This window comes from Streptomyces sp. NBC_01384, assembly GCF_045040035.1.
Classification (GTDB): domain Bacteria; phylum Actinomycetota; class Actinomycetes; order Streptomycetales; family Streptomycetaceae; genus Streptomyces.
In genome coordinates this window covers 449997-474562 of sequence record NZ_CP109560.1, presented here as the reverse complement: position 1 = coordinate 474562, position 24566 = coordinate 449997, and the positions used below count along the sequence as shown (strand labels likewise).

Here is a 24566-nt window from a genome sequence, read left to right as displayed (position 1 = left end):
AGGGAGCCCGCGACCGGCCGGCGTCGTGTGGCCGGTCTCCTTGAAGCCGCGGGCGCAACACCGGGTGAGGCACAGCAGCTCCTGGCGGTGATCGAGGCCGGGGCCGTGGAAGGCGCCCATGTCGAAGTCACCGGGCTGCACACGCAGGCGCCCGCCGGCAGCAGCGACGAGTTCGGCGAGGGCTGGCTTGGTGCCGTCCAGGCGGTCGCGAGCAGACTCACCCACATCGCCGACCGCACCGTGCATCAGGCCCGCGCGGCGGCCGCCGCGCCGGAACCGCCGCCGCCCGTACCGAGCCCTGCACCGGGCCGCTCGCCCGCGGCGGTCGACGCCGTGGGGGAGGAGCAGGTGCACCGGGTGCTTGAGGCGGCCGAGCGGAGCTTCGTATCCCTGACCGGCTACTCTCGCTACGACCGCGACCTGTCGCAGGAGATCCTCGCGGTCGTCCTGAAGTGCGTCGGTGCCGAGCAGCAGGACGGCTACGCAGAACAGTTGGAGGCCTTCGCGAAGGCCGACCGGGAGCGCCTGGTGATGCTGTTCTCCCAGTACGGGCCGGGCGGGGCATTCGCGGATGAGAGTCGCTGCTACTTGACGTACCAGCCGGAGAGCATCGTGGTCTGCGAGCGTCTCGACACCGTCCCGATGTGGCTCGCCGGGGTGTGGAACAACGAACTCGACGCCGAGCTCACGCTGGAGTGCTTCACCACGTACTGGCGCTTCGGATCAACGTGAGCGAATGCCGTGTGCACAGGTCACGCGCGACGCTGGGTGCCCCGATCGGGGTTTCCGACCGACCGAGGCACCCGGCGGGTTGAGCGGTGGAGCGATTCAGCAGCAGATCAGCAGCAGAACCGTGGATCAGCCGTGGATCAGCCGCGTGGCAGGACCAGCGACTGCACGTCCGGCAGGCCCCGCCAGTCGTTCGACGCGACCGTGGCATGCGCCTTGGCCAGCAGCGCGACCCGTGCCGACGCGTCGGCCGACGACGGGCTGACGTCGTCGAGAGCCGGCGACACATTCTCCGAGTCCGTCATGAACAGCAGGTAGTGGTTGATGTCGTACCAACTCGTGTCGATGCCGTTGTTGATGTATGTGGCCGCGTCACCGTCGAACGCCACGAACCAGGGCCGCAGCGTCGTGTCGGAGTAGCGGGTGCGCGGGTCGCCCGACGCGGCGTTGTGCACCGAGGGGAAGATGTTCGCCTGCGCGGTGGTGCCCGCGGTGTGCAGGTTGCGCAGGTAGGTCGCGTACTCCCTGTCCGTCCACAGGGTGTCGGTCGGGTTGTTCTCCTCGACCGTGCCGGGGATGATCTCCAGCAGCACCTTGCCCGCCAACTGCGCCCGGGTCGGCCAGTTGCCGGCCTTGGCCGCGTCGTCCAGGGTGGCGTACTGGCCACCGCCGGGCTTGTTCAGCAGGTCGTTCGGCTTGTAGACCAGGCTGCCCAGGTGCGCGGTGATCGACTGGTCCAGCTTGGCCGGGCTCATCCCGAAGCTGGCCTGGAAGCCGGCCTTCATCTCCAACTTGATGATCAGCGGCCCGTGGCCGGGGTGCGCGCCGAGCCACACCCGGACGTCGTCCAGGCAGCTCTCCAGGTCCTTGTTGGCGCTGCCGGTGTACAGGTCGGCGGCCGAGGAGGCGTTGACGCAGTTGTTGCTGTTGCTGGTCAGGCTGTCGTGGCTGACCTTCCACTCCTGGGTGAAGGCGTCGTCCCAGACGTCCAGCTCGATCATCGAGGTACCGGTGTCGAGGCCCTGCGCGAGGTAGGTGAACGCGCTGGGTTCGTAGGTGTTGTGGATTCCGGACGTGGTGGTGCCGGACAGCTGCAGCGAGTTCGTGTCGACGGCGGAGGCGGTGGCGCCTCCGGCTCCGGCGGCGCCGAACGCCAGGAACAGACTCAGCATGCCGAGCAGCGCGGTACGCGGTGCCGCGAGCGGGCGGAGGGAAAATCTACGGCGGCTCATCGAACCGGTCACGGTTCCTCCATCGTGGGGGTGACTCTCCGTCTGGACGGTGACGGCTATGCATTAAGCGACGGAGACATGACACGTAACGCGATCTAGAATCCTGCTGTCAGCTACGATTCCGGCCGATTTTTTTCCGGCCATCTGCAGGCCGCTGAGCTCTCGTTTTCTTATGCACGTGGCCGGTTCGCAGCGGACACCGCCGGCGAAAATGCGGACAGGTGCGGCCGAACAAGGAAGTTCGGCAGGGGGTTGGGGAAACGTGGCGGCGCCGCGGCCGGCCTCCGCGCACCGAGCGGAGGGAACCGGGCGTGACCGGAACCGATTCTTCCGGAGGCGGGCAGACAGGTGCTTCAGGATGCGTGCGGCCCGTGACCCGGCTGATGTGTACGCAGGCCGACATACAGATCTGCCGGGCGGGTAAACCCGTAGGCGCGCTCGGCCTTGGCCACGTGGAGAGGTCCAGCCGAACGGGCGGGCGAAGCTGAACGTGGAGAAGCTCCACGCGCTCGGCGAGCCGAAGTCGCTGGCGTGGCTGCGCGGCCGGGTCGAGAAGATGCTCCCGAAGATCGACCTGCCGGACCTGCTGTTCGAGGTGCACGCCTGGTGCCGAGGCGGCCGGCGGGTACGGGCCGCTGGAGTTACTGGCCCGCAACAAGGTCAACGTAAAGAAGGTGATCACCGCCTGGCCGGATATGCTGCGGGTGGCCGGCTCCCTGGTCACCAACCAGGTCAGGGCGTACGACTTGCTGCGGATGTTCGGCCGGGAGGGCCACCCGACCCCGCTGGGGCAGGAGTTCGCCGAGTACGGGCGCATCGCCAAGACCCTGCACCTCCTCGCCGTCGTCGACCCGGTCGACGACACCTACCGGCGCCAGATGCACAAGCAGCTCACCGTCCAGGAGTCCCGCCACAAGCTCGCCCGCGACATCTGCCACGGCAAGAAGGGCACCATCCACCAGGCGTACCGGGACGGGATGGAAGATCAGTTGGGCTCATTGGGTCTCGTCTTGAATACGGTGGTGCTCTGGACGACCCGGTACATCGACGCCGCCGTCGCCCAGCTTCGCGCCGAGGGACACGAGATCCGCGACGAGGACGTAGCTCGGCTGTCCCCGCTCAAGCACCGCAATCTCAACGTCCTGGGCCGCTACAGCTTCACCGCCAGCCGGCCGGCGGGCGGCACCCTGCGCCCGCTGCGGGACCCGGACGCGGCCGGGCTCGATGATGAGACGAGGACGGCGCGGAGGGCTGACGGGCGCCGAGGTATCCGTTGAACAGCTGCTCGGCGGTGGCGGTGCGGGCCAGCTGCGGCCACTCGTCGTTCAGGCAGGCCGCCACGCTGACCACTCAATACCAAGTACCAAAGTGGCAATATGGTCAAATCGGACATGGCTAAAGAGTCGTTCCCCCAGAATCGGGTGATGGAGAAGCTCCTCGCCGAAGGCGTCGACGTGTCCGACGTGATGTCCCTGCCCGGCTATGCCGGGCCGATGAACGAGGGCGATCCGGTCCGGCTCTTCCCATCCCTGCAGGATCTTTCGGTCTATGTCGAGATCCCGGCCGACGAGATTCTGCACGTGGAGAAGGCAGCTGAGACCACACTGCCCAACGACGGGGTCATCGTCTGGCTCCGCAATGACTCTGCGGTGATCTTCAAGCGCACGCGGACTGTCCATACCGCGGCCCGGTTGGTGCGTCATATGTTCGGCGGCCCGGGCGGGCGCACGGAATCGTCGGCGCGAGCGGGAGCGCCGCTCGTCACCCAGCCCCAGCTCGTCGAGTCGCGCCATGGTCGGTTGCGCATCATGGCCCGCGACAGCACGATGGCCGCCGATTGCCGCTCGCTCTGCTTCGTGGACCCGCCCTGCCAATCGACTTGCCGCGTGTGCCAGTCGCGTGGCTGCATGTGAGAGCGGCGGCCCTCGGTGAAGCTCGACGACCTGTGCGGGTTCCTCGATGCGCGGTCCTTCCCGCCGGCGCAGGCGCGGGAGCACCCGGAGCGGGACGACGTGGCGGCGACGCGGACGGCCGTCTCGGCCGCCGTGGGCGACGACGAGTTCCTCGTTGACTGTATGGCCCATGAAGTGGACCTGGTCGAGAGCGGAGTGCCCCGGCGAGGGCTAACCCCGTTCTTCACCATGCCCGATCTCGGCATCCGGTTCGCCTTCGGCTACTGGCGACCCGGCAGCGAGCCCGGCCCGCACGAGCACACCGCGTGGACCATCACCGCCGTGTGCCGCAACGAACTTGAGGTGCTGACCTACGACCGCGAGGAGTCCTACCGCAGTCGGACGCTGGTCCCGAAGAACCGGTTCGAAGCGTCGGCGGGACGCGCCGGCTTCATCTACGAGCCGTGCATCCACAAACCGAGCAACAGCACAGACCGGTGGTCGCTGTCGTTCCACGTCATCAGCCCTCGGGACGGGGAACGGCTGGTCGATGAGGAACGGTCGCTGCCCATCCTCGACGAGTTCGTGGCCCGGGTGCTGGCCGATCGTGGCCATCCATACGACGGGGTGCTGGCTGCTCGGCAACGACAGATCGTCGTCCGCCAGGTGGCGCAGTTGCTGGCCTCGGTCGACTCTCCCCAGGCCGGCATCCTGCTGAACCGCTGCCATCGGGCCGGCACTGCGGCGACCCGGCGATTCATCGAGCGGCTTCGCGGCGGCGACGCGGTCGCAGGACGCGGCGACCATTCTTGGATGCTCGTCCGCACCCACCCGGATCTGGCGATGAGCCATCGGGACGACGAGGAAAGCGGCCTCGTCCGGCTGGGCGTGGAGACGCCCGAGGGTTGGGTGGAGGAGCTGGCCATGAGCAGGGTGGCCCGCGACGCGCTCGCCTTCGCCGCACGAACCAATGTCTTTGACCTACGTCAGTTGCCGGGAAATCTGTACGAGGACGAGCGGCAGGTGATCGCCGAGGCGCTCGAGGAGTCCGGCCTGTTTACGAGGAACACACAACCATGACGAACCTGGCCCCGCACCAACCGTTGGACCGCACACCGACCGAGCGACCCGAACCGACCGGGTCGGCCCTGGATGCCGTCGGTTTCGAGGCGCCCTACGTCATCGAGAAGCTCGTGAAGGACCACTTCGTCGACACGGTCGACGAAGCCGAGTGGCTCTTTACCGAGGCGAAGCGATTCATCGTCCTGTCCCAGTCGGATCCGGACGTGATCTGCGAGATGTACTCGGTACGGGTCGACGAAGCCTGGCACCAATTCATCCTCTACACCGCCGAGTACATGGACTTCTGCCAGCGCTTCTTCGGCCGCTACGTTCCACACAGCCCCAACAACGCACCGCAACGGCCCTCGACTGGGCATTGCGAGCAAATGACCTTCGACGAGTTCAAGGCGCGCTACGAAACCATGTTCGGCGAGACCCTGCCTGCTGTCTGGTACGACACACGCAACGTCACGGCATCCCGACGGGTCTTCCGCGACGCGACCACGAAGGTGTCCATCTCCCGGCACGACGGCCAATGCGATCTGCGCGACGACGCGGGCGACCTCGTCCTGTCGGTCAACGACCTCGCTCACCCCGCACTGGAGTTCATCACGCAGACCGGAGTGTTCTATGTTCGGGAACTGCCCGGCGAGCTGACCGACGAGGAGAAGGCGGCTCTCGTCGAGGCGTTGCTGGCGGCACGAGTGCTCCGTCCGGCCGCCTGACGGAACACACCGGTCGGTGAAGACCAGCGCGTCCAGGCGGCGGGTGCAGTCCTTCGCCCGCGCGAGGCGGGCGGCGACCTCGGCGACGGTGCGCTCGTCGGCCTGGTGCATGCCGAAGCAACTCGGCCCGTACCTGCTCCTCGCGGCGTTCGTCGTGCCAGATCACGTCCACCAGGTGCGAGACGAGCTTGACCTGGTCGGTCTTGGTGCACTCGTGCCAGCCGGTTAGATCCCGCAGCTCGCTGCGGTGCCGCTTGGCTGCGCGGGAGGTGAAGTCGTAGAAGGCCAGTTCGGACGCGGCGACGTCGACCTGTTTGGCGACGTTCTCGACCGCGTCGGGCGGCAGCTCCAGGCGCATCCTGGGAAGGCCGCGCCAGGTCAAGAACTTGAGTTGAACGGCGAAGCCCAGCCTCGTGGCGCCGGTCTTGTTCCGTAACCAGCCCGACTCGTCGCTGGACAGGGTGAAGTGGTCCACCACCCCATCCAGACCCAGATCCCGCCCCACAGCTAGGCCCCTTCCGCACGCCCCGTGATCAGCTTTCGGGCTGCAAGGTAGGGGCGCTGGTGTACGGCGGGCGCGGGTATCGCCGAAGTGCCCGGGAGGGACGGGGCGACCTGGTAGAAGCGCGGCCGTTGCCGCGCCCGTTGGCCGCGAGGATTGCCGTCAGCGCCTGGTGGACGACAGGGAACGGCTCGATGGCGACGACGCGGCCGGCGGGCCCGACGAGCCGGGAGGCCAGCACCGTGAAGTAGACGGTGTGAGCGCCCGCGTCCACCACCAGGTCGCCGGGGCGAGGCGGGAGCCCATCCACGCGGTCAGGTGGGGCTCCTGGGGATACTCCGCTCGGACGTCGAGCGCCGGGAGAAGGCAGAGTGGTCCTTGTACGCGGCGTCCAGCGTGAAAACCTGGCGCTCGACCCTGCACCTGATCCTCGAGCACGCCATCGACGCGGGTCTGAACGCGTCCAACCCGGCAGCCCGCCGCAGACGGCGCGGAAAACGAGCCGGCCGATCCCGTGACCGGGGACCGGAGAAGGTCATCACCGATCCCCTTGGCGCGCCCTTCTGATCGCCGAGCCGTGCCGCGCTCCTGGCCGGGCGCGACGAGGAGTTCGTCGCCGTGGTGCTCGTGCCATGGGAAGACCTACGTGTTCCGGGGCCAAGGAGCCGCACGCACCGGTCACGGCGGCGCGAAGCTCGCCGGCGTCGCTCGTCGCGCCGACGTATCCACCGGCACGGTGTCCAGCGTCCTCAACCACCCCGAGCGTCTCCGCGCGGTATGCCCATGTGACCCCTGGTGTGCAGACGCCTTCTGGTCGGCCTCACAGACCGCTGGGAGGCAGCCCTCGTTGCCCGTCGGCGCATGGGCGGCCACTCGTCTGTGCGACGGCTGGACGGTCTGCTGTGAGGCGGGGGCCAGGGCCTGTCCGGCGGGTCCCGCCGAACAGGCCCTGGCCCCGACCGGGCTCAGCGCTTGAGCAGGAAGGTGAAGTCGCCGGAGCGTTTGCCGCTCAGCCGCACGGCCGAGACGAGTGCGCCCTCCGTGATCAGCCTCTCGACCTCGGTCCGTGACAGACCGAACCCTTCGGCGATCAGCCGCACCGGCCGGACAGGAATCCGCGCCGCGAAGCGGACCGAGATATCGATCACCTCGTGGTCCAAGTGATCCGTTCTGCCCGTGTCGAGACGCCAGGCTCCGACCCAGTCGAGGACGATGCGGTTACGGCGCCGCACGACCGGATCCTGCAGCAACTCGGCTGCCAGACCGGGATCGTTGTCGTGCATCCGCTCCAGCAGATCAGGCCGTACGGAGCGGACGTTCATGCGCTCCAGGACCGTGATCTTCGTGGTGTCCCCACAGTTGGAACAGAGCGCGAGGAGCCAGGCGTCGATGAGCTTGTGGTTGGCGTTGACACGGAACTTGCCGCTTGTCCGGAAGCGTCCGGAAGCGCACGTGTGGCAACGGCGGAGAACGATGGGCAGGCAGGTGGGTGTGACCACCCAGTTGGTGAGCAAAGAAGTACACCGGTTTCAGTGAGAAAGTCCGCAGCAAGAAGCAGCACGGCGCGCAGTGCGCGACGCGCGACGAATCAGCGCTTGGGAGGTCTCACAGGGTGTACAAGGGCTCTTCCTCGCCTCGACGACTTGGTCCGACAGCACGGTAATGACGCGCAACGGGGCCGTGCCACCGGTTTTCGGGCGTCTCGCCCAACGACTGCTGCCGCCGCCACCGCGTCAACTCGGGCTATCCATATATTCGTTTGCCGTAGGCGAGCCAAGTCGATAGGAAGCCCGCATGCTAGGGCGCGTATCTGGTTTCGATCAATCTGCCGGATCTGGCCCGCGCGGTGGGGTGGATCCGGTAGATCGTCGTGTATGACGCGTGCGCAACTGACTGATGCCGAGTGGGCGTTGATCGAGCCGTACCTGCCGGTCGGCGAGCGCGGTCCGTACCCGGAGCGGCTGCGGCAGCAGTTCGAGGGAGTGATCTGGCGGTTCAGGGCGGGTGCGCAGTGGCGTGAGGTGCCGAGTGAGTTCGGCGCCTGGACGACTGTGTCCAACCGGTTCCGGCAGTGGCGGGACGCCGGGGTCTTCGAGGCGCTTCTGGAGGGGATGATCGCGGAGGCCGCGAAGCGGGGTGAGGTGGACTTGTCCCTGGTCAGTGTGGATTCCACCACCGCCCGGGCTCACCACGACGCTGCCGGGATGCACCTCGGCCAAGAGGTCATGGCCGCCTTGGAGAAGGCGGCCGCCGAGGAGGAGAATGCCCGCCAAAGGGGGCAGTCCGGAAGGACAAGACGGGCAGGGTGCTTTAGCTGATCCCGAGCGGGAGGAACGGCGACGTATCCGGCGCCGGCACAAGGCCCGCCTGAAAGCAGCCCTGCTCGGACGCTCGAGGGGCGGGCAGACCGGCAAGATTCACGTCGCCGCCGACCGCAAGTGCCGCCCGCTGGTCTTCGTCCTGACCGCCGGCCAGGCGGCGGACAGCCCGCAGTTCATCCCGGTACTCAAGAAAGTCCGGGTGCCCGGGCCGGTCGGCCGCCCCCGGACCCGGCCCGACGCTGCTGCCGGCGACAAGGCCTACTCGTCCCGCGGCAATCGCTCCTACCTGCGCAAACGACGCATCAAGGCGGTCATCCCGGAGAAGAAGGACCAGGCCGCCAACCGCAAGAAGAAGGGCAGCCGGGGCGGCCGGCCCGTCAGCCACGACACCGCGCTCTACAAAGAGCGGAACACAGTCGAGCGTCTGATCAACAAGCTCAAGGCGTGGAGAGGCATCGCCACCCGCTACGACAAGACACCCAAGAGCTACCTCGCCGGAGTCCACCTGCGCGGCTCGATGATCTGGATCAAGGAGCTCGCGCGGGCCACCCCTTGATCAAAACCAGATACGCGCCCTAAAGGGCAGCAAGATCGGGCTGAGGGCCCGGCACGACGACGACATCCCCACTCTGCGGACCGAGCTCTACGACGACGTGGTCAACTCCGCGCGGGCCGAGGCCGGGCCGTGGCGGCCGATCTCACCCGGTTGGAAGGACCCGCGGCTCGTCCTGGTCAGTGCGCTGACTCACGGCGCTCTCAAGCGGTCCCGAAGGGGCTATGGGAGCGGGTTGGCTCCCAGATGGCTCCCAGTCCAGATGCGTGATGCTCAGTCGGGGACGGCGAGTTCGTCCCGCTCGTCCCGCACCTGCCGTCAGAGCGTGGTTACACGCTGTCTCGCAGCCTCCCACTCCCGGTGTTCGGCGCGGACGCGGTGCCACAGCCGGGCCCGCGCGGAGGCGTCGACATCGGCCAGGTTCAGATGGAACACATCGGCCAGTACGTCGTACCACTCGGCGACCGCGTCGATGATCCGCTCGTGCGTGCCTTCGGCGTCGATCCGGCGCAGCACGCAGCCGCGCAGCATGTCCACGCCCTTGGCGTCGCGGAGCTGGACCTGGAGAACCCTGACGAATCCGGACTCGGGGGAAGAAGACAGCCGGTGGTGCTCCGCGGCGAAGGAGGACAGCTCCACGGGCTCGGGCGCGAAGACCATCGCCGTGAAGGCGCCACGGGGGTCGTGGGTGAACCGCCAGCCGCCGGGAACCACCGCCGACGGGGCCATGGCATAGGTGAACGGCCCCTGGGTGTACGTGCCTTCGCGCAGCGGCAGCGGCTCGTACATGCCGCCGGCGAGCCCTGTGTCGACCAGCCACCGCTCGCCGTCGAGCCCCACGGTGAGTGCGAGATGGTCACCGCCTGGGCCCGCGGGGTCCTCGACCTCGTCCTGCACTCCGGCCCGATGCAGGGTCACGTCGTAGCCGAGGGCCGTCAGCAGCGCGGCGAAGGCCCCGTTGAGGTGGAAGCAGTAGCCGCCGCGCCCGCGCAGGATCCGGGTCACGGATTCCTCGGCGCTGATGCCCGTCGGGCGTTCGAGCTGGTTGTCGAGGGTCTCGTAGGCGACCCGTTCCACCTGCGCACGGTGCAGCGCCCACAACGCCTCGGCGGTCGGAGCCGTCGGTCGGGCCACCCCCAGCACGGCCAGATACCCGTCGACGTCGATCATGCTCCCCCTCACCGTTCGAACGAATGATCACTATAGACTGGGCCTTTATAGGCGGCCAGGGACTCGCACAAACGGTCCTTTGTCCGAGCGAGATCATTCAAAGGCAGGGAGAATCCTCCGGAACCCGGATCGGTTCTCAGAACCTGTTCTCACTTAAAAGCGGAACGGACCCCGTTCTGAGACTTGCATTGTGCGAAAATCCGGGCCCGTGACGGACCCTCAACGCCCTTCCCCAGCCGACCGGTCGGATGCCGACGACGTCGAACAGCACGCCTGTGCGAAGTGTGACGCGCAGCCCGGCTCGCCGTGCCGCTCGCGCGGCGGCGCGGTCGCCTCCGCTTACCACACCCGCCGCCAGGATGGCGAAACTGCGGATCAAGGTGTCCGGGAGCCTGCGGACCCTGCGCGGGGCCCAGGACTTCGCCGCGATCCGGACCTACCTGGCCACCGCCGACCGTCACGGCCAGAACATGCTCGACGTCCTCAGCCAGGCCATGCGAGGCAGACCCTGGACGCCCGCCACCACCTGATCTCCACCGGTCCCGCCGACCGAAGAGCAAGCATGCCCCGAGCAGGGGCAGCTATCCAGCCACGCAAAGTCATCGCTGCAGGTGAGCAGAGGGGCCGTGGTTGTCGGTGGTGGCTGGGATGCTGTCGTGATGATCGTGTCGCTGCTGTCGCAGCTATCCAGTGCCGTGCTCGGACGTGCGCCGTGCTCAGCGGCGTGCCGCAGAGATCAGGCCGCCGTGCCTCGGCGGCTGCTCCTCGGGCGCCGTGACCGGGCGTCCGTACGCCGCCGCGCGTTCACGCAGGGTGTACGCGCGGGCGTCCCACCCGAGACCGGCCAGCCAGGCGACCGGGTCGGGCGGCATCTCAGAGACCCACATCGACGCCGCGGTGCCGGTGTCCTGCGCGAAGCGCTCGACGACACCGGGTTGACTTAGCGTCAGGCCCATCCGGCTGCCGGTCGCGGACAGCTCCCCCACCTGCCCGAGCAGGCGTTCGACCGCATCCTGCGGCAGGTAGATCAGCAGGCCCTCGGCGATCCACACCGTGGGTAGCGCCGGATCGTGCCCGGCAGCGGCCAGGGCACCGGGCCAGTCCTCGCGTAGGTCGACCGGTACGGTGATCCGCTCGCAGCGGGGCTCGGCCCGCTCGGCCCGGAGCACCGACTCCTTGAAGCCCAGCGGCTCCGCCGTGTCGATCTCGAACAAGCGGGTCCCCGACGGCCAGTCGAGCCGGTAGGCCCGGCTGTCCATGCCGGCGCCGAGCAGGACCACCTGGCGGCAGCCCGCGTCGGCCGCGTCGCGCAGCAGCTCGTCGAGGAAGCGGGTGCGGACCACGATCGAGAACGCGACCGCGCCCCAGCGCCGCCGGGCCGCGTCGTCCACGGGCGCGCGTGGCGGCTCCCCGTCCACCGGCAGGCCGCCGGCGGCGGCGAATGCCTCCGCGAGCGGGTCCAGGAACAAGGGGTTCTCGCGCCGGGTCTCGCGTGCCCGGACCCGGGCGACCCCGACGGCCGTGGCCCAGACCCCGGACGGCTTCGCTGTCATCATGACTCTCTCCTCGTCAACGAGGCGGCTTCTCGATCGGCTCCGTAGAGCCCTGACGGCCGAGCCCTGACCACCGCCCAAGGGCAGGCAACGGACTGTACTACTCCGCCTTGAGGACCGCCGACGCGGCCCGCGTCACGGGCGTAGAGGGGGTCGCCGACCGGGTCAAGGCCGGGGAGCTCAAGGCGTTGCGGGCGGCGGTCCGCGACGGGGTCGAGGCCACGGTCGCACGCTCCTCGAAGACCGAGTGCAAGCACAACGCGCTCTTCAAGCGACTGCACAGCCGCTGGGACGGCTACCTGCGCTGGGTCCACGACCTGGACCTGTCCTTCGACAACAACCCGGCCGAGCAGACGATCAGGATGGCGAAACTGCGGATCAAGGTGTCCGGGAGCCTGCGGACCCTGCGCGGGGCCCAGGACTTCGCCGCGATCCGGACCTACCTGGCCACCGCCGACCGTCACGGCCAGAACATGCTCGACGCCCTCAGCCAGGCCATGCGAGGCAGACCCTGGACGCCCGCCACCACCTGATCTCCACCGGTCCCGCCGACCGGAGATCAGGCATGCCCCGAGCAGGGGCAGCTATCCAGTCACCGACGTGCTTGCGCGGCACGTTCAAGTGCCCCTCGCGGGCGTGGAACTGATGAGCCGCAGTGCGATGGCCGGCCCACCGGCCGGCTTGCGTCCGGCGCGCAGGCGGCTGCTCCGCCTCGCCGGCGGGCTCAAGTCCAAGGACGCTTTCGAGCAGCCACTGCTGCGCGGGCGTCAGCGCATCCCAGCCGACCCGCTGCGCGACCGTCCAGGCTCCGAGGTCCTGCCTGCACGAGCACCTCGCCCGCCCGTACGGGCAGCGCCCCGCCGGACCGTACGTGGGCGAGGGTGAGGTGGAAGCCGCGCTGCCAGTCGATGCCCCAGGCCGGGCACCACGCCGGATCGATCGCATCCAGTGCCTCCAGACGGCTCTCTGACAGCTCCCCCGCCGCCGATACCCCCGCCTCTCCGGCAGCACGCCGCTCGGCTGGCTTCGTCCACTTCAAACGACAGCGTTTCTCCACCAGTTCGGGAGTCGCTCGGCGCTCGGCGGCAGCGGAGATGTTCACGGGAAATGACGTCACTGCGTGGGATTGACGGAATTTCACCTCCGCCCGTGTCGGCCGCGAGCCCGCGCCCCCTCAGGGTCCGGTGTCATCCCCAGGTATGGCACGGCTTCACGCGGTCCGACCGAAGTCGCCCATAGGAACGGGAACTGCGGCTGACTTCACGGCCCGCTTACGCCGGGACGATGGAACGGTCCCCAGAAAGCAGTACCCGCACGGACAAGCGAGCTTCGTGAGCGTCGCCGGATCCAGTACGGCGGTGGCCGGCCTCGGTGCCGTGGGACAACCGATAGCGAGAGGAAGTACCGAAAATGGCCAAGCTGCAGAGCCTGGACCCGATTACGCCGATGTTCGCGCAGTTCAAGGAGAAGACCGGGCCCATCGTCCTGGCCAACACCTTCTTCGTCCCGAAGGAGAGGACTGAAGCGTTCCTGACCCTCTTTCGGAGGCAGGCCGAGTTCATGAAGGCTCAGCCGGGATTCGTCTCCCTGCAGATGCACAAGGGAACGGCGGACAGTCAACTTCTGATGAACGTCGCGGTCTGGGAGTCGACCGAGGCGCTCGCCACGGCGTTCGGCAGCCCGGAGTTCCAGCGCATGGCGGCCGGGTTCCCCGACGACATCGTGTCGTACCCGCACATCTTCGAGCAGATCGACGTATGACACGGCAGCTGTAGGTCGTGTCCCGCTTCGTGGTGTAAGCGACCTTGCTCGACGCGTTCCGGTAAGCCGCGCGTCTGCCACCTGATGGGCAACGGTCCCCGCGTTGAGATCGGCTGACCTACCGTCAGTGCCATTGGCGGCCCCGAATCGCGTCAATGCGGCGATGACCTGCGCATTCCGAGTACTTGATCGGCTACACCACGTGGCGGCAACACCGTTGCGTTTGGGCTGCGCGCGCTCTGTCAAGACGGCGGGACCTCTGGTAGTCCCCGTGGTGTCGAGCCATGGAACGAGCGATCTGGAGGTCCCGTTGTCGCAAAAGTCTGTCAGCATCCAGTCTTGCGCGGTAACCCCGGATGTATACGCGCCCGGCCATCTGGGCGAGCTGACGCAGATCATCGACCCCGAACTGGTTGATGCGGTACTCGAGGACACGGGTGCGCGGGAGCGGAGACTGCGGCTGCTGCCGGCGCGCGTCGTGGTGTACTTCGTGCTCGCCTTCGCCTTCTTCGAGCGGTCGTCCTACCGGGCGGTGTGGGACAAGCTCACGGCCGGATTCGACGCCGTGCCCGTGGCGCGCCCGTGTGCCTCGTCGCTGTCACGGGCCCGGCGCCGTCTGGGCAGCGCACCGCTGCGCCGCCTGTTCACGATTGTGTCCGGACCGGTCGCCGACCGCGGCCAGTCCTGCACCTTCTACCGGGGCTTGCGCCTGGTGGCCGTGGACGGCACGAGGTCACGTCCCCTGTGATGGTGTAGGCGATCAATCGTCCGTAGCGTTCGGGGTGTTGGGGAGTGCATGGGTGGTGTGGTCGGCGTGTTCGGCGGCGTAGATGGCCGTCATGCTGCCTTCGGACAGGTAGCGGCGGGGGAAGGCGATCCATTCGTCGTGCATGTCGCTGAGCACGGCGGTGACCAGCCGTTCGAGCGCTGCCGGGTTGGGGAAGACCTGCACGACGTCGGTGCGGCGCTTGATCTCGCGGTTGATCCGTTCCAGGGGATTCGAGGACTGGATCTTTTTCCAGTGGGAGATGGGGAAGGCGGCGAAGGCGGTCAGGGCCCAGTTCCAGCGGGTTCGGCAGGACCCGTAGCGACCGCATTGCCGCAAGTGCACAGGCTTGGCACGGTTAGGCGACGGCGGCGAGTTCTCGCAGTTATGGGCAGATTCCGCGAGCGGATCCTGCATCCTGCCCATCGCTGCAGGAATCCGGAAGTCGCCGCCTAAGCAATCCAGACCTCGCTGTGCCGATGGCGATCCAGCTCCACGGTTGCGAACTCGTCCGTGGCTGCATCTGCCACCACACCCAGCCTCCGGAGGGCCTGCGAGATCGGGCTGCCGGCGGATCCGAAGGGCTGACCCTCCGGTACGTGGAGTGGTCCCAGTACGACGGCTCCATCAGCCCAGACGGCAGCGTGTTGCTCGCCGACACCGCCGAAGTACTCGGCTTCCACGTAGGCCACGTCCGGTTTCGAGCTGGAGCAGGACGAGGGCCGCGCGGGCGATGCGTGTGATGCTGCCAGGGTCGAGGCTGACCCGGCGCAGGGCCTTGAAGGTGGCCTTGAGCAGGGCGTTGGCTCGTTCGGCGGCACCGTGGATGCCGCGGATGACCTGGTTGAACGTCTTGTGCCTGGTGGTGAGTTCGCGGCCTCGGGGCTTCTTGACCGGGTGCCGGAAGCCGGGGCCGGCGTTCTCGTGGCCGAGGTCGGTCAGGGTGGGGATGTCCAGGATGGTCGCGAGGCGGTTGAGTGCGGCGAGCAGTCCGTGGGTGCGTGCGCAGGTGGTGTCGTGTTCGCGGCCGGGGCGGACGGGCGAGACCCACAGCGGCCGGCCGTCCGGCGCGGAGATGACCTGGACGTTGCCGCCGTGGTGTTTGTGTTTTCCGGACCACCAGAGGTCGGCGCCGTTGGGGCCGGGTGCGGCGACACGGTCGGTGCGGATGATGGTGCCGTCGAGGTTGAGATGGGTGTATCCGGCGGCAGCGGCACGCTCCGGCACGGTGGACAGGTCCGGGGCGTGATGGGCCAGTGTGGTCAGCCCCTTGTGGAGGTAGCGGTAGGCAGTGGGGAGCGATATCCCGTTGTCCCGGGCGAGTTGGGACAGTCGCGCGCCGTCGATGAACCATCGCAGCACGGGCACGGCCTGCTTGAAGACGCCCGGAGAGCGGGTGTTCTTGCGGGTTCCGAGTCGGCCGCGGTGCTCGCGCAGGAGCCGGGCCGGCGTCTCGGCGGTCTCCCTGCGGACATCGAGTACAGCGGTGTAGGTGATACTGGAAGGCGCGTGGAGCCTCTGGTTGTACGGAACTTGATCTTGGCAGACCTGTTCCTACCAGGGGTTTCCCGTCTATCTGACGCCAGGTCACCCCGCGGGACACCAGCCCCTCGCACTGTCACGCACCGCAACCGTCACGTTGCCGAGAAGATCTCACTGGGATGCTCGGGGTGCCGATCATCCCAGTGGAGCTTTGGCATGATGCTTAGATGATCGTTCCGATACCTGCTGTTGTGCCCTCGGGCTGGATGAGCCAGACCGATCAGCCCGTGTTTGGCCTGGCCAGCGGCCTTGAGTTGTGCCCGTGGTCACCTGCTGACGCCAAGGTCCTGGTGGACTCATGCCAGGACCCGGACGTTCAGCAGTGGAACCGGCCTGGACACCTGTCCCTGGATGACGCCCGCGACCGGATCGCGCGGTGGGAGAAGCGCTGGCGGACCGAGGAGGCTGCGATCTGGGCGATTGCCGAGCCCCGGGGCGGCAGCCCCGTGGGCCTGATCGGTCTGGCCGACTTCGATCTTGCTGGCGGCAGCGCTGAGTTCCTGTACTGGCTCCTTCCGGTCGGCCGGGGTCGCGGCGCCATGGTCGACGCCGTTGTCCGTGTCAGTCGGTGGGCGCTGGACGAATTGGGTTTGCATCGCCTCCGGATCACCCACTCCGTCGCCAACGCCGCTTCCTGCCGGGTGGCGACGAAAGCGGGGTTCGCTCTGGAAGGCGTGATGCGAAGCGCCCTGCTGCACTCGGACGGCTGGCATGACGAGCATCTGCATGCGCGTGTCCAAGGTGACGTCTGACCGGGGTGAGGATGCTGGTCATTCGGCGGTGACTTCGGCGACGGCGGCTCTGGCGCTGGTCTCGTCGACGATGGACTTGCCGTCGGCGTAGGCGGACAGCAGGGACTGGACGGCGAGGTTGTTGACCGCGCGGGGACAGCCGCGTGAGGTGTCGTGGATCAGGGTGATCGCATCGTCGGTGAACAGCGTGTCCGAGCGTCCGGCCAGGGACAGGTGGTGGGTGAGGTAGGACGGGGTCTCCTCGCTGGTCCTTCCCCGAACAAGTCCTGGCCACCGTGCTCCACCCGCGGGTCGCCCTTGCCGCAGAACCTCTCGCCGTACTGTTCGGCAGCAGCCGGACCGCCATGCACCGCACACTCCTGAAGAACCGGAGACTGCTCAAGGCACACGGCATCGTCATCGCTCCCGCGACGACCCCACCCGTAGCTCTCGCAGCCCTCCAGGCTCGGGTCCTCACCCAGACCGACAGACCCAGCAACAAGATCAAGACGACGTGTTAAAGATCTGCAAGCCCTTAGTACTGCAACCGCATCTGGGGGTTGTGGCCTCGACGTTTGTAGTGGGAGCGGCGGGCTCGGGCCTGGCTGCGTCTACGGAAGCGTGACCAGCTCAGATGGTGTTCGTTGGTGTGGTGGCGGGGCGTGATGACGAGGTGCCCGATCAACCGGCGGATCTCCGGGACGCTGAGGGGTATGAGGTCTTGCTCGTCGTCTGCGCCGCCCCTTTTGTGGCTTCTTGGGCTCGGACTGCGGTCAGGTAGGCGAGTGCGGCCATCGACAGGGTGATGTGCCGGTACCAGGCCCGATAAAGCCGGACCTGGTAGTGGTCCAGGCCGCACTCGCCCTTGGCGGTCTGGAAGCACTCCTCCACCGCCCACCTCGCTGCGGCGACTTTGACCAGGTCTTTCAGTCGAGAGGAGGCCGGTCCGTAGCAGACGTAGTAGGCGATCTCGGTGGGGTCGCTGACGCTGCGGCGGGCCAGCACCCAGTGCCCAAAGCCGTCTTCCCAGCAGGGGCGGATCGCGACGCGCGCCCAGTCGTAGACGCGTTCGCCGTGCGCGCCCGGCCCGCCTGACAGTCGCTTCCAGCGTTGCCGGGGCAGCGCGGCGATCAGCTCGTCGACCCGGACCTCGGCCCAGTCGGTCGTGACCACCGTGTCGTTGACCTTGGTGGCCATCACGTGTGCGATCTTGCGCTGCTCCAGCCAGAATCGTGTGTGCTTGACCTGCCCGTATGCCTCGTCCGCGGTCACCCATGCGAACGGGACACCGGCGTCGATGGCGCGTTGCAGCATCCGTCTGAAGTGCTCGTTCTTGGTCGCGAAACAGACCTCGTCGTCAATGCCGGCGGCCCGGCAGCGGTCCCGGTCATCGGCCCAGGAGGCCGGGAGGTAGAGCTCGCGGTCGATCAGGGCGCGTCCTCGTGCCGAGGCGTAGGCCAGGAAGGTTCCGATCTGGCAGTTTTCCGTGCGGCCCGCAGTCCCCGAGTATTGGCGCTGGACACCGGCGGATTTGGTTCCCTTCTTCAGGAAGCCGGTGTCATCGCCGATCAGGACCGCGTCCTTGGCGCCGATGGTCTCCACGACGAAGTCACGGACGTCGTCACGGACCGCGTTCTCGTCCCAGTCGGAGAGGTTGAGCAGGCGCTGGACACCGTCCGGGCGGAGCTGGCCGACCTGCTCGGCCAGCGTCCAGCCGTTCTTCTTCTCCAGCGGCGCGACCAGTCCCTGAAGGTAGTCCAGTGCTCGCTCACGCGGCTCGGACCTGCCGAAACGGTGGGCGAACCGGGCATGCAGCCCGGCTATCCCCTCGGACCACGACTCGACCTGCTCGATCGTCAGCGCATCAGCACACAGTCACATCAACGACAGGCAACGTTGATCGTCACCCCAGATGCGGTTGCAGTATTAGGGCCCGTAAAGAATCAACACGTTGCTTCGCGGTCTCTCCATCGTTGGCGTGGTATGCGCATACCGAGCGAGGTTCGTGATCAAGCCGGAGCCAGATCCTCTGAGACGGGACACTGGTCCTGCTGCTCGCCGGTGATGAGCAGGGGTGCTGCTCCGGTGTCCAGTGGGTGGTTGTCGTCGTGGTGGCGGTCGCCAGGTGGTGGTGTTGTGGCTGCACCGCAGCATTTGCATGGGCCAGGGCACGCTAGTAGTCACCGGTTCTGCCTGCCACGGCTTGCTGAGAGCTGGGCGTTATCGCCATCCGGATGTTTCCGGTAAGACCCTCCTGGTGGGCGAATAGTGCGGCCTGAACACGGTTCTCCAGTCCCAGACGGGTGAGGATGCGGTTGACGCGGCTCTTCACGTTCCCCTCGCTGAGGCCGAGGGCCGTGGCGATCTGGGCGTTGGACATGCCTCGGGCGACCAGGACAAGGACCTGAAGTTCGCGTTCGGTCAGCGCGTTCAGCCCGTCGTCAGGCCCGCCCTCGCGCGGTGCGGGGTCGGGGTGAACGGGGGCGTTGGGCAGGAGAGCGGCAGGCAACGCGGTGACGGTGTCGATGAGGCGGCGCGTGACGCTCGGGGCGAGTACGGCCTCCCCGCCTGCGGCCGCGCGAATGGCCTGGGTGAGCTGGTCGGGAGGGCTGTTCTTCAGCAGGAAGCCGGCGGCTCCGGCCTGCAGTGCCGCGTGCACGTACTCGTCCAGATCGAATGTGGTGAGCACGAGGACACGCGGAGGCTCGCCCGGCCCGGGCCAGCGGGTGGCGATGCGCCGCGTGGCTTCGACGCCGGTCATGCCGGGCATACGGACGTCCATCAGCACGACGTCCGGCTGGAGTTCGATCGCGTGAGCGACAGCCTGCTCCCCGTCGGCTGACTCGCCGACGACGGACAAGTCTTCACGGCGGTCGATGACCAGCCGGAGCGCGGTCCGGACCATCTCCTGATCGTCGGCAAGAAGTACTCGTACGGTCATACGCTCTCCTCTGCCGGTTGAGACGCCTTCGCGGACAGGACAGCGCACAGTCGCCAGCCGCCGTCCTCGCGCGGGCCGGCCCGCAGCACGCCGTCGAAGGCCGCCACACGTTCGCGCATGCCGACGAGCCCACGGCCGCTGCCGGGAACGGACCGGTGGTCCGGTGGTGCAGGGTCGTTCTCGACCTCGATCGTGAGGCGGGAGTCGTCACCGCGTACGGTGACCTGCACGCCGACAGGCCCGGCGTGCTTGATCACGTTCGTCAGTGCTTCCTGGATGATCCGGTAGCCCGAGATCAGCATGCCGGTGGACGGATCGGTCCGCGCCCGGAGGTCCGACACGTACGTCACCCGGCACCCCGCCGACGTCGCGGCGCCGATGAGCGGCTCAAGATGCTCCGAAGACAAGGACGGTTCGGGCGCGAGCCCTTCTTCCCGGAACGACAGCAGTCCGAGGAGGCGGCGCATCTCAATGAGCGCGGTGTCGGCTGTCCGCGCGATGAGACCGACGCTCTTCATGGCTTCCGCGGCTTCTGCAGCTTCCAGGGTGGGTGGAACGCCGCTCGCCATGCCCTCCTCGGCGGCTCGCGCCAGAACGGCGATCGCGCTCACATGGTGGGCGACCACGTCGTGCAGGTCCCGCGCGATGCGGGCCCGTTCGGTGACCACCGCTTGCCGGGCGTTGCGCTCCTGCTCGGCCCTGAGACGCTGATTGAGGTCACGCAGGCGTGCGGCGTCGGCGTCGATCCTGCGCCTGCCGTACCCCAGGGTCCAGGCAAGGGTGAAGAAGAAGACGAACGTCGTGGCGCTGATCGGCTCCAGCGATCCGAGACGCGGGCTCTGCCAGTGCCCGGTGAGGGCGTCGGCGGCGGTGGCCGACGCGAGGCACAGCAGCGTCCCCGGCAGGCTCGCCGAGGCCGTCGCGTAGCGGGCCACGCCATACACGCCGATCATGAGCAGGAACGGGCCGGGTATCCGGCCGTGGATCGGGCTGAGTATCTGGAAGACCACGTAGAGGACGGTCATCGTCGCCAGGACGGCGCATGGACGTGTCCGCCTCCACAGCAGCGGAGCGGTCTGCATGCCCCACAGGGCCACTCCCCAGCCGTCCGGCTCCGGTGTGCGGTCCAGCACCGTGGCCATATCGAACAGCGTGATGCCACCGCCCAGGGCCACATCCGTCAGACGCGGCCGGTCGGCTGTCCATCGCCGCACGGTTCGTGGCGCGGCATACATGGTAGTGATCATTTCGGTTCGTCAGGTTAGAGGAAGATGAGGGCTCGGCGGATCCTCCGTCAGGGGTGCATCGATAGTTGCGCGGCCGCCCGGGAGATCGCCATAGGGACCGAGGCGCTGCGCGCATGCGCCCTCCTAGCGTCTTTTCCATGACGAACTTCCCGGTGTCAAACCCCCCTGTCGGGCGGACCAGTCCGACGGCACGGCCTCAGCGCGGCGCGACGAACGTGAGCAACGCTCCCAAGAATCAGAGAGGTTCGGCGCCCGCCGTGCGGCCGCTCCTCCTGCTGCTCGGCACCGGAACGATGCTGTTCGCGGTGGGCGGCCGGTGGGACATCGCCGCCGCGGCCTGGATCTTCCCCGTGCTCCTGCTGCGTTTCACCCGCCTCAGCCGCGCATGGACCGGGGCGTTGTGGATCTGGCCGGCGCACACCGCCGCCGCCGTCTTCTGGGTCCAGGAGTCGGCGATCGGCCTCAACCCCGTGACCGCGGCGGGCGCGGCTGCCCTCGCCGCCTTGCAGACGCTGCCGTTCCTGGCCGACAGACTGCTGGTCAACCGGCTGCGTCCCGCGGTGGCTGCCCTGGCCTTCCCCGCTGCTGTCGCGGGCGGCGAGTTCCTGATCACCGTGCTGTCGCCATTCGGGACGGCCTACGGTTCGCTGGCCGTCACCCAGTACGGTGACCTCCCGCTCCTGCAGATCATCTCGGTCACCGGCTCGTGGGGGATCGGATTCCTGATCGCGTACTTCGCCAGCACCGTCAACCGGATCTGGGAACGGCCCTCGTGGCGCGGCAGCTTGGTCTACGGGGCGGTCCTGCTGACCGTCGTGCTCACGGGCAGTGCCCGGCTCGCCTTCAGCCCGTCCACGAGTACGACCGTGCGGATCGCCGGGGTGAGCCCTGACCGGACCGTGACCGATCACCTCAAGACCACGCTCGGTCGGATCACCGGCGGGTCGGCAGGTATCGCCGCCGCTCCTGCTTCGACAGTGGAGCCCGCGATGACCGCCGTCGAGAACGACCTGCTCGCCTCCACCCGACGCGAGGCCGCCGCCGGAGCGAAGATCGTGGTCTGGCCCGAGGAGGGGGTCAAGACCCAGGAGGCCCACGAGTCCGCCGCCATTGCGGACGCGCAGGAGCAGACCCGTCGGTCGGGTGTCTATCTGGAGATCGGTCTCCGTGTCTACAGCACGACCGCCCCCGCCTACGGCAGGGACGAGGCGATCCTCATCGACCCCCACGGAAAGGTGCTGTGGACCTATCAGAAGGCGCATCCCATCCCCGGCTCGGAGAAGTTCACCCCCGGTGACGGCCACGTGCCCGTTGCCGACACCCCGTACGGCCGTATCGCCAATGTCATCTGCTACGACGCCGACTTCCCCGCCATGATGCGGACCAGGGCCGACATCATGCTCGTTCCCTCCCACGACTGGAAGGCATACGGCGGCGCGCACACCATGAAAGCGAGCCTGCGAGCCATCGAGGATGGCTACTCGGTGGTGCGTCAGGACGCGGAGGGCGTCTCGACCGCTTACGACAACAAAGGCCAGGCCCTCGCCACCACCGACTACTTCACAACCGGCCGACAAACCGTGGTGGCCTACGTTCCCACGCACGGCGTCACCACGATCTACGACCAGATCGGTGATCTCTTCGCCTGGCTCTGCCTGGCCGGAGTCGCCGCGCTCACCGTCACGGCTCTGACCCACCCATGGCGCCCCGCATCCGCCACGTCCCGCACCGAGACCGGCCATTCCGTGGACTGACGGCCCTATCCAGCCAGTTCGAGCGGTGTGGCTGGCGGCCCGTTTCGGAGATAGTCGGTGATGAGGACTGCGAGGCCGAGCGGATAGATCGTCTGAGCCGTCTCCTGCATCTCGTGCAGACTCCACCATTGCCAGGCACGGATGTCGTCGGGCTGGCTGGCCTGGGCCGGGTTGACCGTTTCCGGGTCCACGACGGCCACGAAGTACTTCTCGACCTGCCGGGCTGTCTCGCCTCCGACAGGGTGGTCCTTGGTGCGGACCGCCAGCTCGGGACCGACCTTCATGTCGATCACCCCGAGTTCTTCGTGAAGTTCTCGGTGGGCCGCGTCGAGGTGGGTTTCTCCAGGCTCCAAAGACCCGCCGGGCACCGCCCAAAAGCTCCCATTTTCCTCGTATCGCAGGAGAAGGACTCGGTCGTCACCGTCCAGGACGATGACGCGGGCTGCCTCGCGAAGGCGTGGTGTGGACATGCCTCCATCCTCACAGAGAGTGCCGTCGGCCGTGGTCGGTCTCGGCGAGCGGCCGCGGGGTTCGGCAGGCCGTGCCCGCCGGCCTCGACGTCCACCTGGTCTGTGACAATTACGCCACCCACAACACCGCCGAGATTAAGACGTGGCTCGGAAAACACCCACGCTTCCACGTGCACTTCACCCCCACCGGCTCGTCCTGGATTAACCAAGTCGAGCGCTGGTTCGGCCTCTTGACCGACAAGCTCATCCGCCGCGGCGTCCACACCTCCGTCAAGGCCCTGGAAGACGACATCAAAGCGTGGATCGCAACCTGGAACGAGGACCCGAAGCCCTTCACCTGGACCAAGACCGCCGACGAGATCCTCAACTCGCTCGCCGACTACCTCGCCAAGATCGCCCCACCCGGCACCGAAAACTGACAAGAAATAAAACTCGTCATTTCCGGCGCATCACACTAGTGTCCTGCGCCAGAGATCCGTCGGCAGAAGCGGGCAAGGGAGTCGAGGATCTCTTCGGCGGTCTTGGTCCAGATGAACGGCTTGGGGTCTTCGTTCCAGTCCTTGACCCAGGCGCGGATGTCGGCTTCGAGGGCCTGGATGTTCTTGTGTGCGCCGCGGCGGATCATTTGGTGGGCGAGGTAGCCGAACCACCGCTCGACCTGGTTGATCCAGGAAGAGCCGGTCGGGGTGAAGTGCAGCTCGAACCGTGGGTGTTTGGCCAGCCAGGCCTTGATCGCAGGGGTTTTGTGGGTGCCGTAGTTGTCGACGATCAGGTGGATCTGCAGGTGAGCGGGGACCTCTTTGTCGATCCTGATCAGGAACTTCTTGAACTCCACGGCCCGGTGCCGGCGGTGCAGGGCCGTGATGACTTCACCCGTGGCGACGTCGAAGGCGGCGAACAAGGTGGTCAGGCCGTTGCGCACGTAGTCGTGGGTGCGCCGCTCGGGCATGCCCGGCATTATCGGCAGCACGGGCTGGGACCGGTCCAGGGCCTGGATCTGCGACTTCTCGTCCACCGAGAGCACCACCGCACCCTCGGGCGGGTTGAAGTACAGGCCCACGACGTCGTAGACCTTCTCCACGAACAACGGGTCGGTCGAAAGCTTGAAGGTGTCCGCCAGATGCGGCTTGAGCTGGAACTGCCGCCAGATCCGGCCGACCGTGGACTTCGACAGACCACTGTGTTGCGCCATCGATTTCCGGGACCAGTGAGTGGCGTTCTTCGGCAGTTGTTCCAGCGTGGTGACCACCACCGCTTCCACCTGATCGACGCTGATGGTGGGCGGTCGGCCCGGCCGGGGCTCGTCGACCAGTCCGTCCAGCCGCTCGGCAAGGAAGCGCCTCCGCCACTTGCGGACCGTGTCCGCGGTCACCCGCAACTCTCGGGCGACCGTGACAATCGGCGGTACTTCCGGCCCCGCACACGCCAGCACGATCCGCGCCCGCAGAGCCAGGGACTGGGCCGATGTCGCCCGACGCGTCCACCGCTCCAACTCCGCCCGCTCGTCATCAGACAGCAGCAACGGCTCCAGTTTCGGGCCCCGACGAGGAACTGACGCACCAGCAGCAGAAGTCACACACAACTAACGATCAACTACTGGCGCAGGACACTAGTA

22 protein-coding genes and 8 pseudogenes are annotated in these 24566 nt (G+C 67.6%); 16 read left to right on the top strand and 14 right to left on the bottom strand.

Annotated elements, in window-relative coordinates; all coding sequences use genetic code 11:
* The first annotated feature begins 27 nt into the window (after positions 1 to 27).
* A complete protein-coding gene (locus OG747_RS49770) occupies positions 28 to 732 on the top strand; it encodes a hypothetical protein (protein ID WP_331744132.1) in 705 nt (234 codons plus the stop codon).
* A 137-nt stretch (positions 733 to 869) separates the two neighbouring features.
* On the opposite strand, the gene OG747_RS49765 is transcribed toward OG747_RS49770, so the two are convergent.
* Complete coding sequence (locus OG747_RS49765) at positions 870 to 1901, bottom strand: phosphatidylinositol-specific phospholipase C domain-containing protein (RefSeq protein WP_331745023.1); 1032 nt, start codon at positions 1899 to 1901, stop codon at positions 870 to 872.
* 662 nt (positions 1902 to 2563) lie between these two features.
* Between OG747_RS49765 and OG747_RS49760 the strand changes: the two are divergent.
* The 4 genes and pseudogenes from OG747_RS49760 to OG747_RS49745 form a co-directional block, all read left to right on the top strand.
* Positions 2564 to 3238: pseudogene (locus OG747_RS49760) on the top strand (Tn3 family transposase); the annotation flags it as partial.
* A 147-nt stretch (positions 3239 to 3385) separates the two neighbouring features.
* Complete coding sequence (locus OG747_RS49755) at positions 3386 to 3874, top strand: hypothetical protein (RefSeq protein WP_405886308.1); 489 nt, start codon at positions 3386 to 3388, stop codon at positions 3872 to 3874.
* Positions 3875 to 4006: 132 nt separating this feature from the next.
* Positions 4007 to 4933: a hypothetical protein gene (locus OG747_RS49750; RefSeq protein WP_405886306.1), complete on the top strand. Its 927-nt coding sequence runs from the start codon at positions 4007 to 4009 to the stop codon at positions 4931 to 4933.
* The gene (locus OG747_RS49745; RefSeq protein ID WP_331744141.1) at positions 4930 to 5640 is read left to right on the top strand and encodes a hypothetical protein; all 711 of its coding nucleotides are present in this window, start codon (positions 4930 to 4932) and stop codon (positions 5638 to 5640) included. The genes OG747_RS49750 and OG747_RS49745 overlap by 4 nt, the downstream gene beginning before the upstream one ends.
* Here the strand turns inward: OG747_RS49745 and OG747_RS49740 are convergent.
* Positions 5525 to 6115, bottom strand: a complete 591-nt coding sequence (locus tag OG747_RS49740) for a DUF4158 domain-containing protein (protein WP_405886542.1) — start codon at positions 6113 to 6115, stop codon at positions 5525 to 5527. The genes OG747_RS49745 and OG747_RS49740 overlap by 116 nt on opposite strands.
* 58 nt (positions 6116 to 6173) lie before the next feature.
* A complete protein-coding gene (locus OG747_RS49735) occupies positions 6174 to 6452 on the bottom strand; it encodes a hypothetical protein (protein ID WP_405886304.1) in 279 nt (92 codons plus the stop codon).
* An 8-nt stretch (positions 6453 to 6460) separates the two neighbouring features.
* Here OG747_RS49735 and OG747_RS49730 point away from each other — a divergent pair.
* A pseudogene (locus OG747_RS49730) lies at positions 6461 to 6911 on the top strand (hypothetical protein); the annotation flags it as partial.
* Between the two features lie 196 nt (positions 6912 to 7107).
* On the opposite strand, the gene OG747_RS49725 reads toward OG747_RS49730, so the two are convergent.
* Positions 7108 to 7656, bottom strand: coding sequence for a DUF1062 domain-containing protein (locus OG747_RS49725; protein WP_331744145.1), 549 nt, complete (start codon positions 7654 to 7656; stop codon positions 7108 to 7110).
* A 360-nt stretch (positions 7657 to 8016) separates the two neighbouring features.
* Between OG747_RS49725 and OG747_RS49720 the strand changes: the two are divergent.
* Both OG747_RS49720 and OG747_RS49715 read left to right on the top strand, forming a co-directional pair.
* A pseudogene (locus tag OG747_RS49720) lies at positions 8017 to 9019 on the top strand (IS5 family transposase).
* Positions 9020 to 9029: 10 nt separating this feature from the next.
* Positions 9030 to 9194 (top strand): annotated as a pseudogene (locus OG747_RS49715) (N-acetyltransferase); the annotation flags it as partial.
* A gap of 140 nt (positions 9195 to 9334) precedes the next feature.
* Here OG747_RS49715 and OG747_RS49710 read toward each other — a convergent pair.
* Complete coding sequence (locus tag OG747_RS49710; protein ID WP_331744147.1) at positions 9335 to 10186, bottom strand: arylamine N-acetyltransferase; 852 nt, start codon at positions 10184 to 10186, stop codon at positions 9335 to 9337.
* Positions 10187 to 10545: 359 nt separating this feature from the next.
* On the opposite strand from OG747_RS49710, the gene OG747_RS49705 reads away from it, so the two are divergent.
* Complete coding sequence (locus OG747_RS49705) at positions 10546 to 10716, top strand: hypothetical protein (RefSeq protein WP_331745108.1); 171 nt, start codon at positions 10546 to 10548, stop codon at positions 10714 to 10716.
* Between the two features lie 186 nt (positions 10717 to 10902).
* On the opposite strand, the gene OG747_RS49700 is transcribed toward OG747_RS49705, so the two are convergent.
* Positions 10903 to 11742, bottom strand: coding sequence for a class I SAM-dependent methyltransferase (locus OG747_RS49700; protein WP_331744149.1), 840 nt, complete (start codon positions 11740 to 11742; stop codon positions 10903 to 10905).
* 107 nt (positions 11743 to 11849) lie between these two features.
* Between OG747_RS49700 and OG747_RS49695 the strand changes: the two genes are divergently transcribed.
* From OG747_RS49695 to OG747_RS49685, 3 genes are all read left to right on the top strand, one after another.
* Positions 11850 to 12272 carry a transposase gene (locus OG747_RS49695; RefSeq protein WP_331744152.1) on the top strand — a complete coding sequence of 141 codons (423 nt, stop codon included), beginning with the start codon at positions 11850 to 11852 and terminating at the stop codon, positions 12270 to 12272.
* Positions 12273 to 13149: 877 nt separating this feature from the next.
* The gene (locus tag OG747_RS49690) at positions 13150 to 13500 is read left to right on the top strand and encodes an antibiotic biosynthesis monooxygenase family protein (protein WP_331744156.1); all 351 of its coding nucleotides are present in this window, start codon (positions 13150 to 13152) and stop codon (positions 13498 to 13500) included.
* A 310-nt stretch (positions 13501 to 13810) separates the two neighbouring features.
* The gene (locus OG747_RS49685) at positions 13811 to 14248 is read left to right on the top strand and encodes a transposase domain-containing protein (protein WP_331744159.1); all 438 of its coding nucleotides are present in this window, start codon (positions 13811 to 13813) and stop codon (positions 14246 to 14248) included.
* 12 nt (positions 14249 to 14260) lie between these two features.
* Here OG747_RS49685 and OG747_RS49680 read toward each other — a convergent pair.
* Both OG747_RS49680 and OG747_RS49675 read right to left on the bottom strand, forming a co-directional pair.
* A pseudogene (locus OG747_RS49680) lies at positions 14261 to 14548 on the bottom strand (transposase); the annotation flags it as partial.
* A 345-nt stretch (positions 14549 to 14893) separates the two neighbouring features.
* Positions 14894 to 15763, bottom strand: coding sequence for a transposase family protein (locus OG747_RS49675; RefSeq protein WP_331745026.1), 870 nt, complete (start codon positions 15761 to 15763; stop codon positions 14894 to 14896).
* Between the two features lie 212 nt (positions 15764 to 15975).
* Between OG747_RS49675 and OG747_RS49670 the strand changes: the two genes are divergently transcribed.
* Positions 15976 to 16560 (top strand): GNAT family N-acetyltransferase, encoded by a 585-nt coding sequence (locus OG747_RS49670; protein ID WP_331765081.1) that lies wholly within the window; start codon positions 15976 to 15978, stop codon positions 16558 to 16560.
* Between the two features lie 18 nt (positions 16561 to 16578).
* Here OG747_RS49670 and OG747_RS49665 read toward each other — a convergent pair.
* Positions 16579 to 16809, bottom strand: a pseudogene (locus OG747_RS49665) (AAA family ATPase); the annotation flags it as partial.
* On the opposite strand from OG747_RS49665, the pseudogene OG747_RS49660 reads away from it, so the two are divergent.
* A pseudogene (locus OG747_RS49660) lies at positions 16800 to 17060 on the top strand (ISAzo13 family transposase); the annotation flags it as partial. The pseudogenes OG747_RS49665 and OG747_RS49660 sit on opposite strands and share 10 nt — an antisense overlap.
* A 160-nt stretch (positions 17061 to 17220) precedes the next feature.
* On the opposite strand, the gene OG747_RS49655 reads toward OG747_RS49660, so the two are convergent.
* The 3 genes from OG747_RS49655 to OG747_RS49645 all read right to left on the bottom strand — a co-directional run bounded on the left by OG747_RS49655 (position 17221) and on the right by OG747_RS49645 (position 20727).
* A complete protein-coding gene (locus tag OG747_RS49655; protein WP_331745029.1) occupies positions 17221 to 18393 on the bottom strand; it encodes an IS701 family transposase in 1173 nt (390 codons plus the stop codon).
* A 319-nt stretch (positions 18394 to 18712) separates the two neighbouring features.
* Entirely contained in the window at positions 18713 to 19480 is a 768-nt protein-coding gene (locus OG747_RS49650) for a response regulator transcription factor (RefSeq protein WP_331744166.1), read from the bottom strand.
* Positions 19477 to 20727 (bottom strand): histidine kinase, encoded by a 1251-nt coding sequence (locus OG747_RS49645; protein ID WP_331744168.1) that lies wholly within the window; start codon positions 20725 to 20727, stop codon positions 19477 to 19479. The genes OG747_RS49650 and OG747_RS49645 overlap by 4 nt, the downstream gene beginning before the upstream one ends.
* A gap of 257 nt (positions 20728 to 20984) precedes the next feature.
* Between OG747_RS49645 and OG747_RS49640 the strand changes: the two genes are divergently transcribed.
* Positions 20985 to 22481 carry a nitrilase-related carbon-nitrogen hydrolase gene (locus OG747_RS49640; RefSeq protein WP_331744170.1) on the top strand — a complete coding sequence of 499 codons (1497 nt, stop codon included), beginning with the start codon at positions 20985 to 20987 and terminating at the stop codon, positions 22479 to 22481.
* A gap of 5 nt (positions 22482 to 22486) precedes the next feature.
* Here the strand turns inward: OG747_RS49640 and OG747_RS49635 are convergent, their stop codons facing one another.
* Entirely contained in the window at positions 22487 to 22951 is a 465-nt protein-coding gene (locus OG747_RS49635) for an NUDIX domain-containing protein (RefSeq protein WP_331744173.1), read from the bottom strand.
* A gap of 71 nt (positions 22952 to 23022) precedes the next feature.
* Between OG747_RS49635 and OG747_RS49630 the strand changes: the two are divergent.
* Positions 23023 to 23370, top strand: a pseudogene (locus OG747_RS49630) (transposase); the annotation flags it as partial.
* A 35-nt stretch (positions 23371 to 23405) separates the two neighbouring features.
* Here OG747_RS49630 and OG747_RS49625 read toward each other — a convergent pair.
* Positions 23406 to 24527, bottom strand: coding sequence for an IS630 family transposase (locus tag OG747_RS49625; RefSeq protein ID WP_405886173.1), 1122 nt, complete (start codon positions 24525 to 24527; stop codon positions 23406 to 23408).
* Positions 24528 to 24566 lie beyond the last annotated feature (39 nt).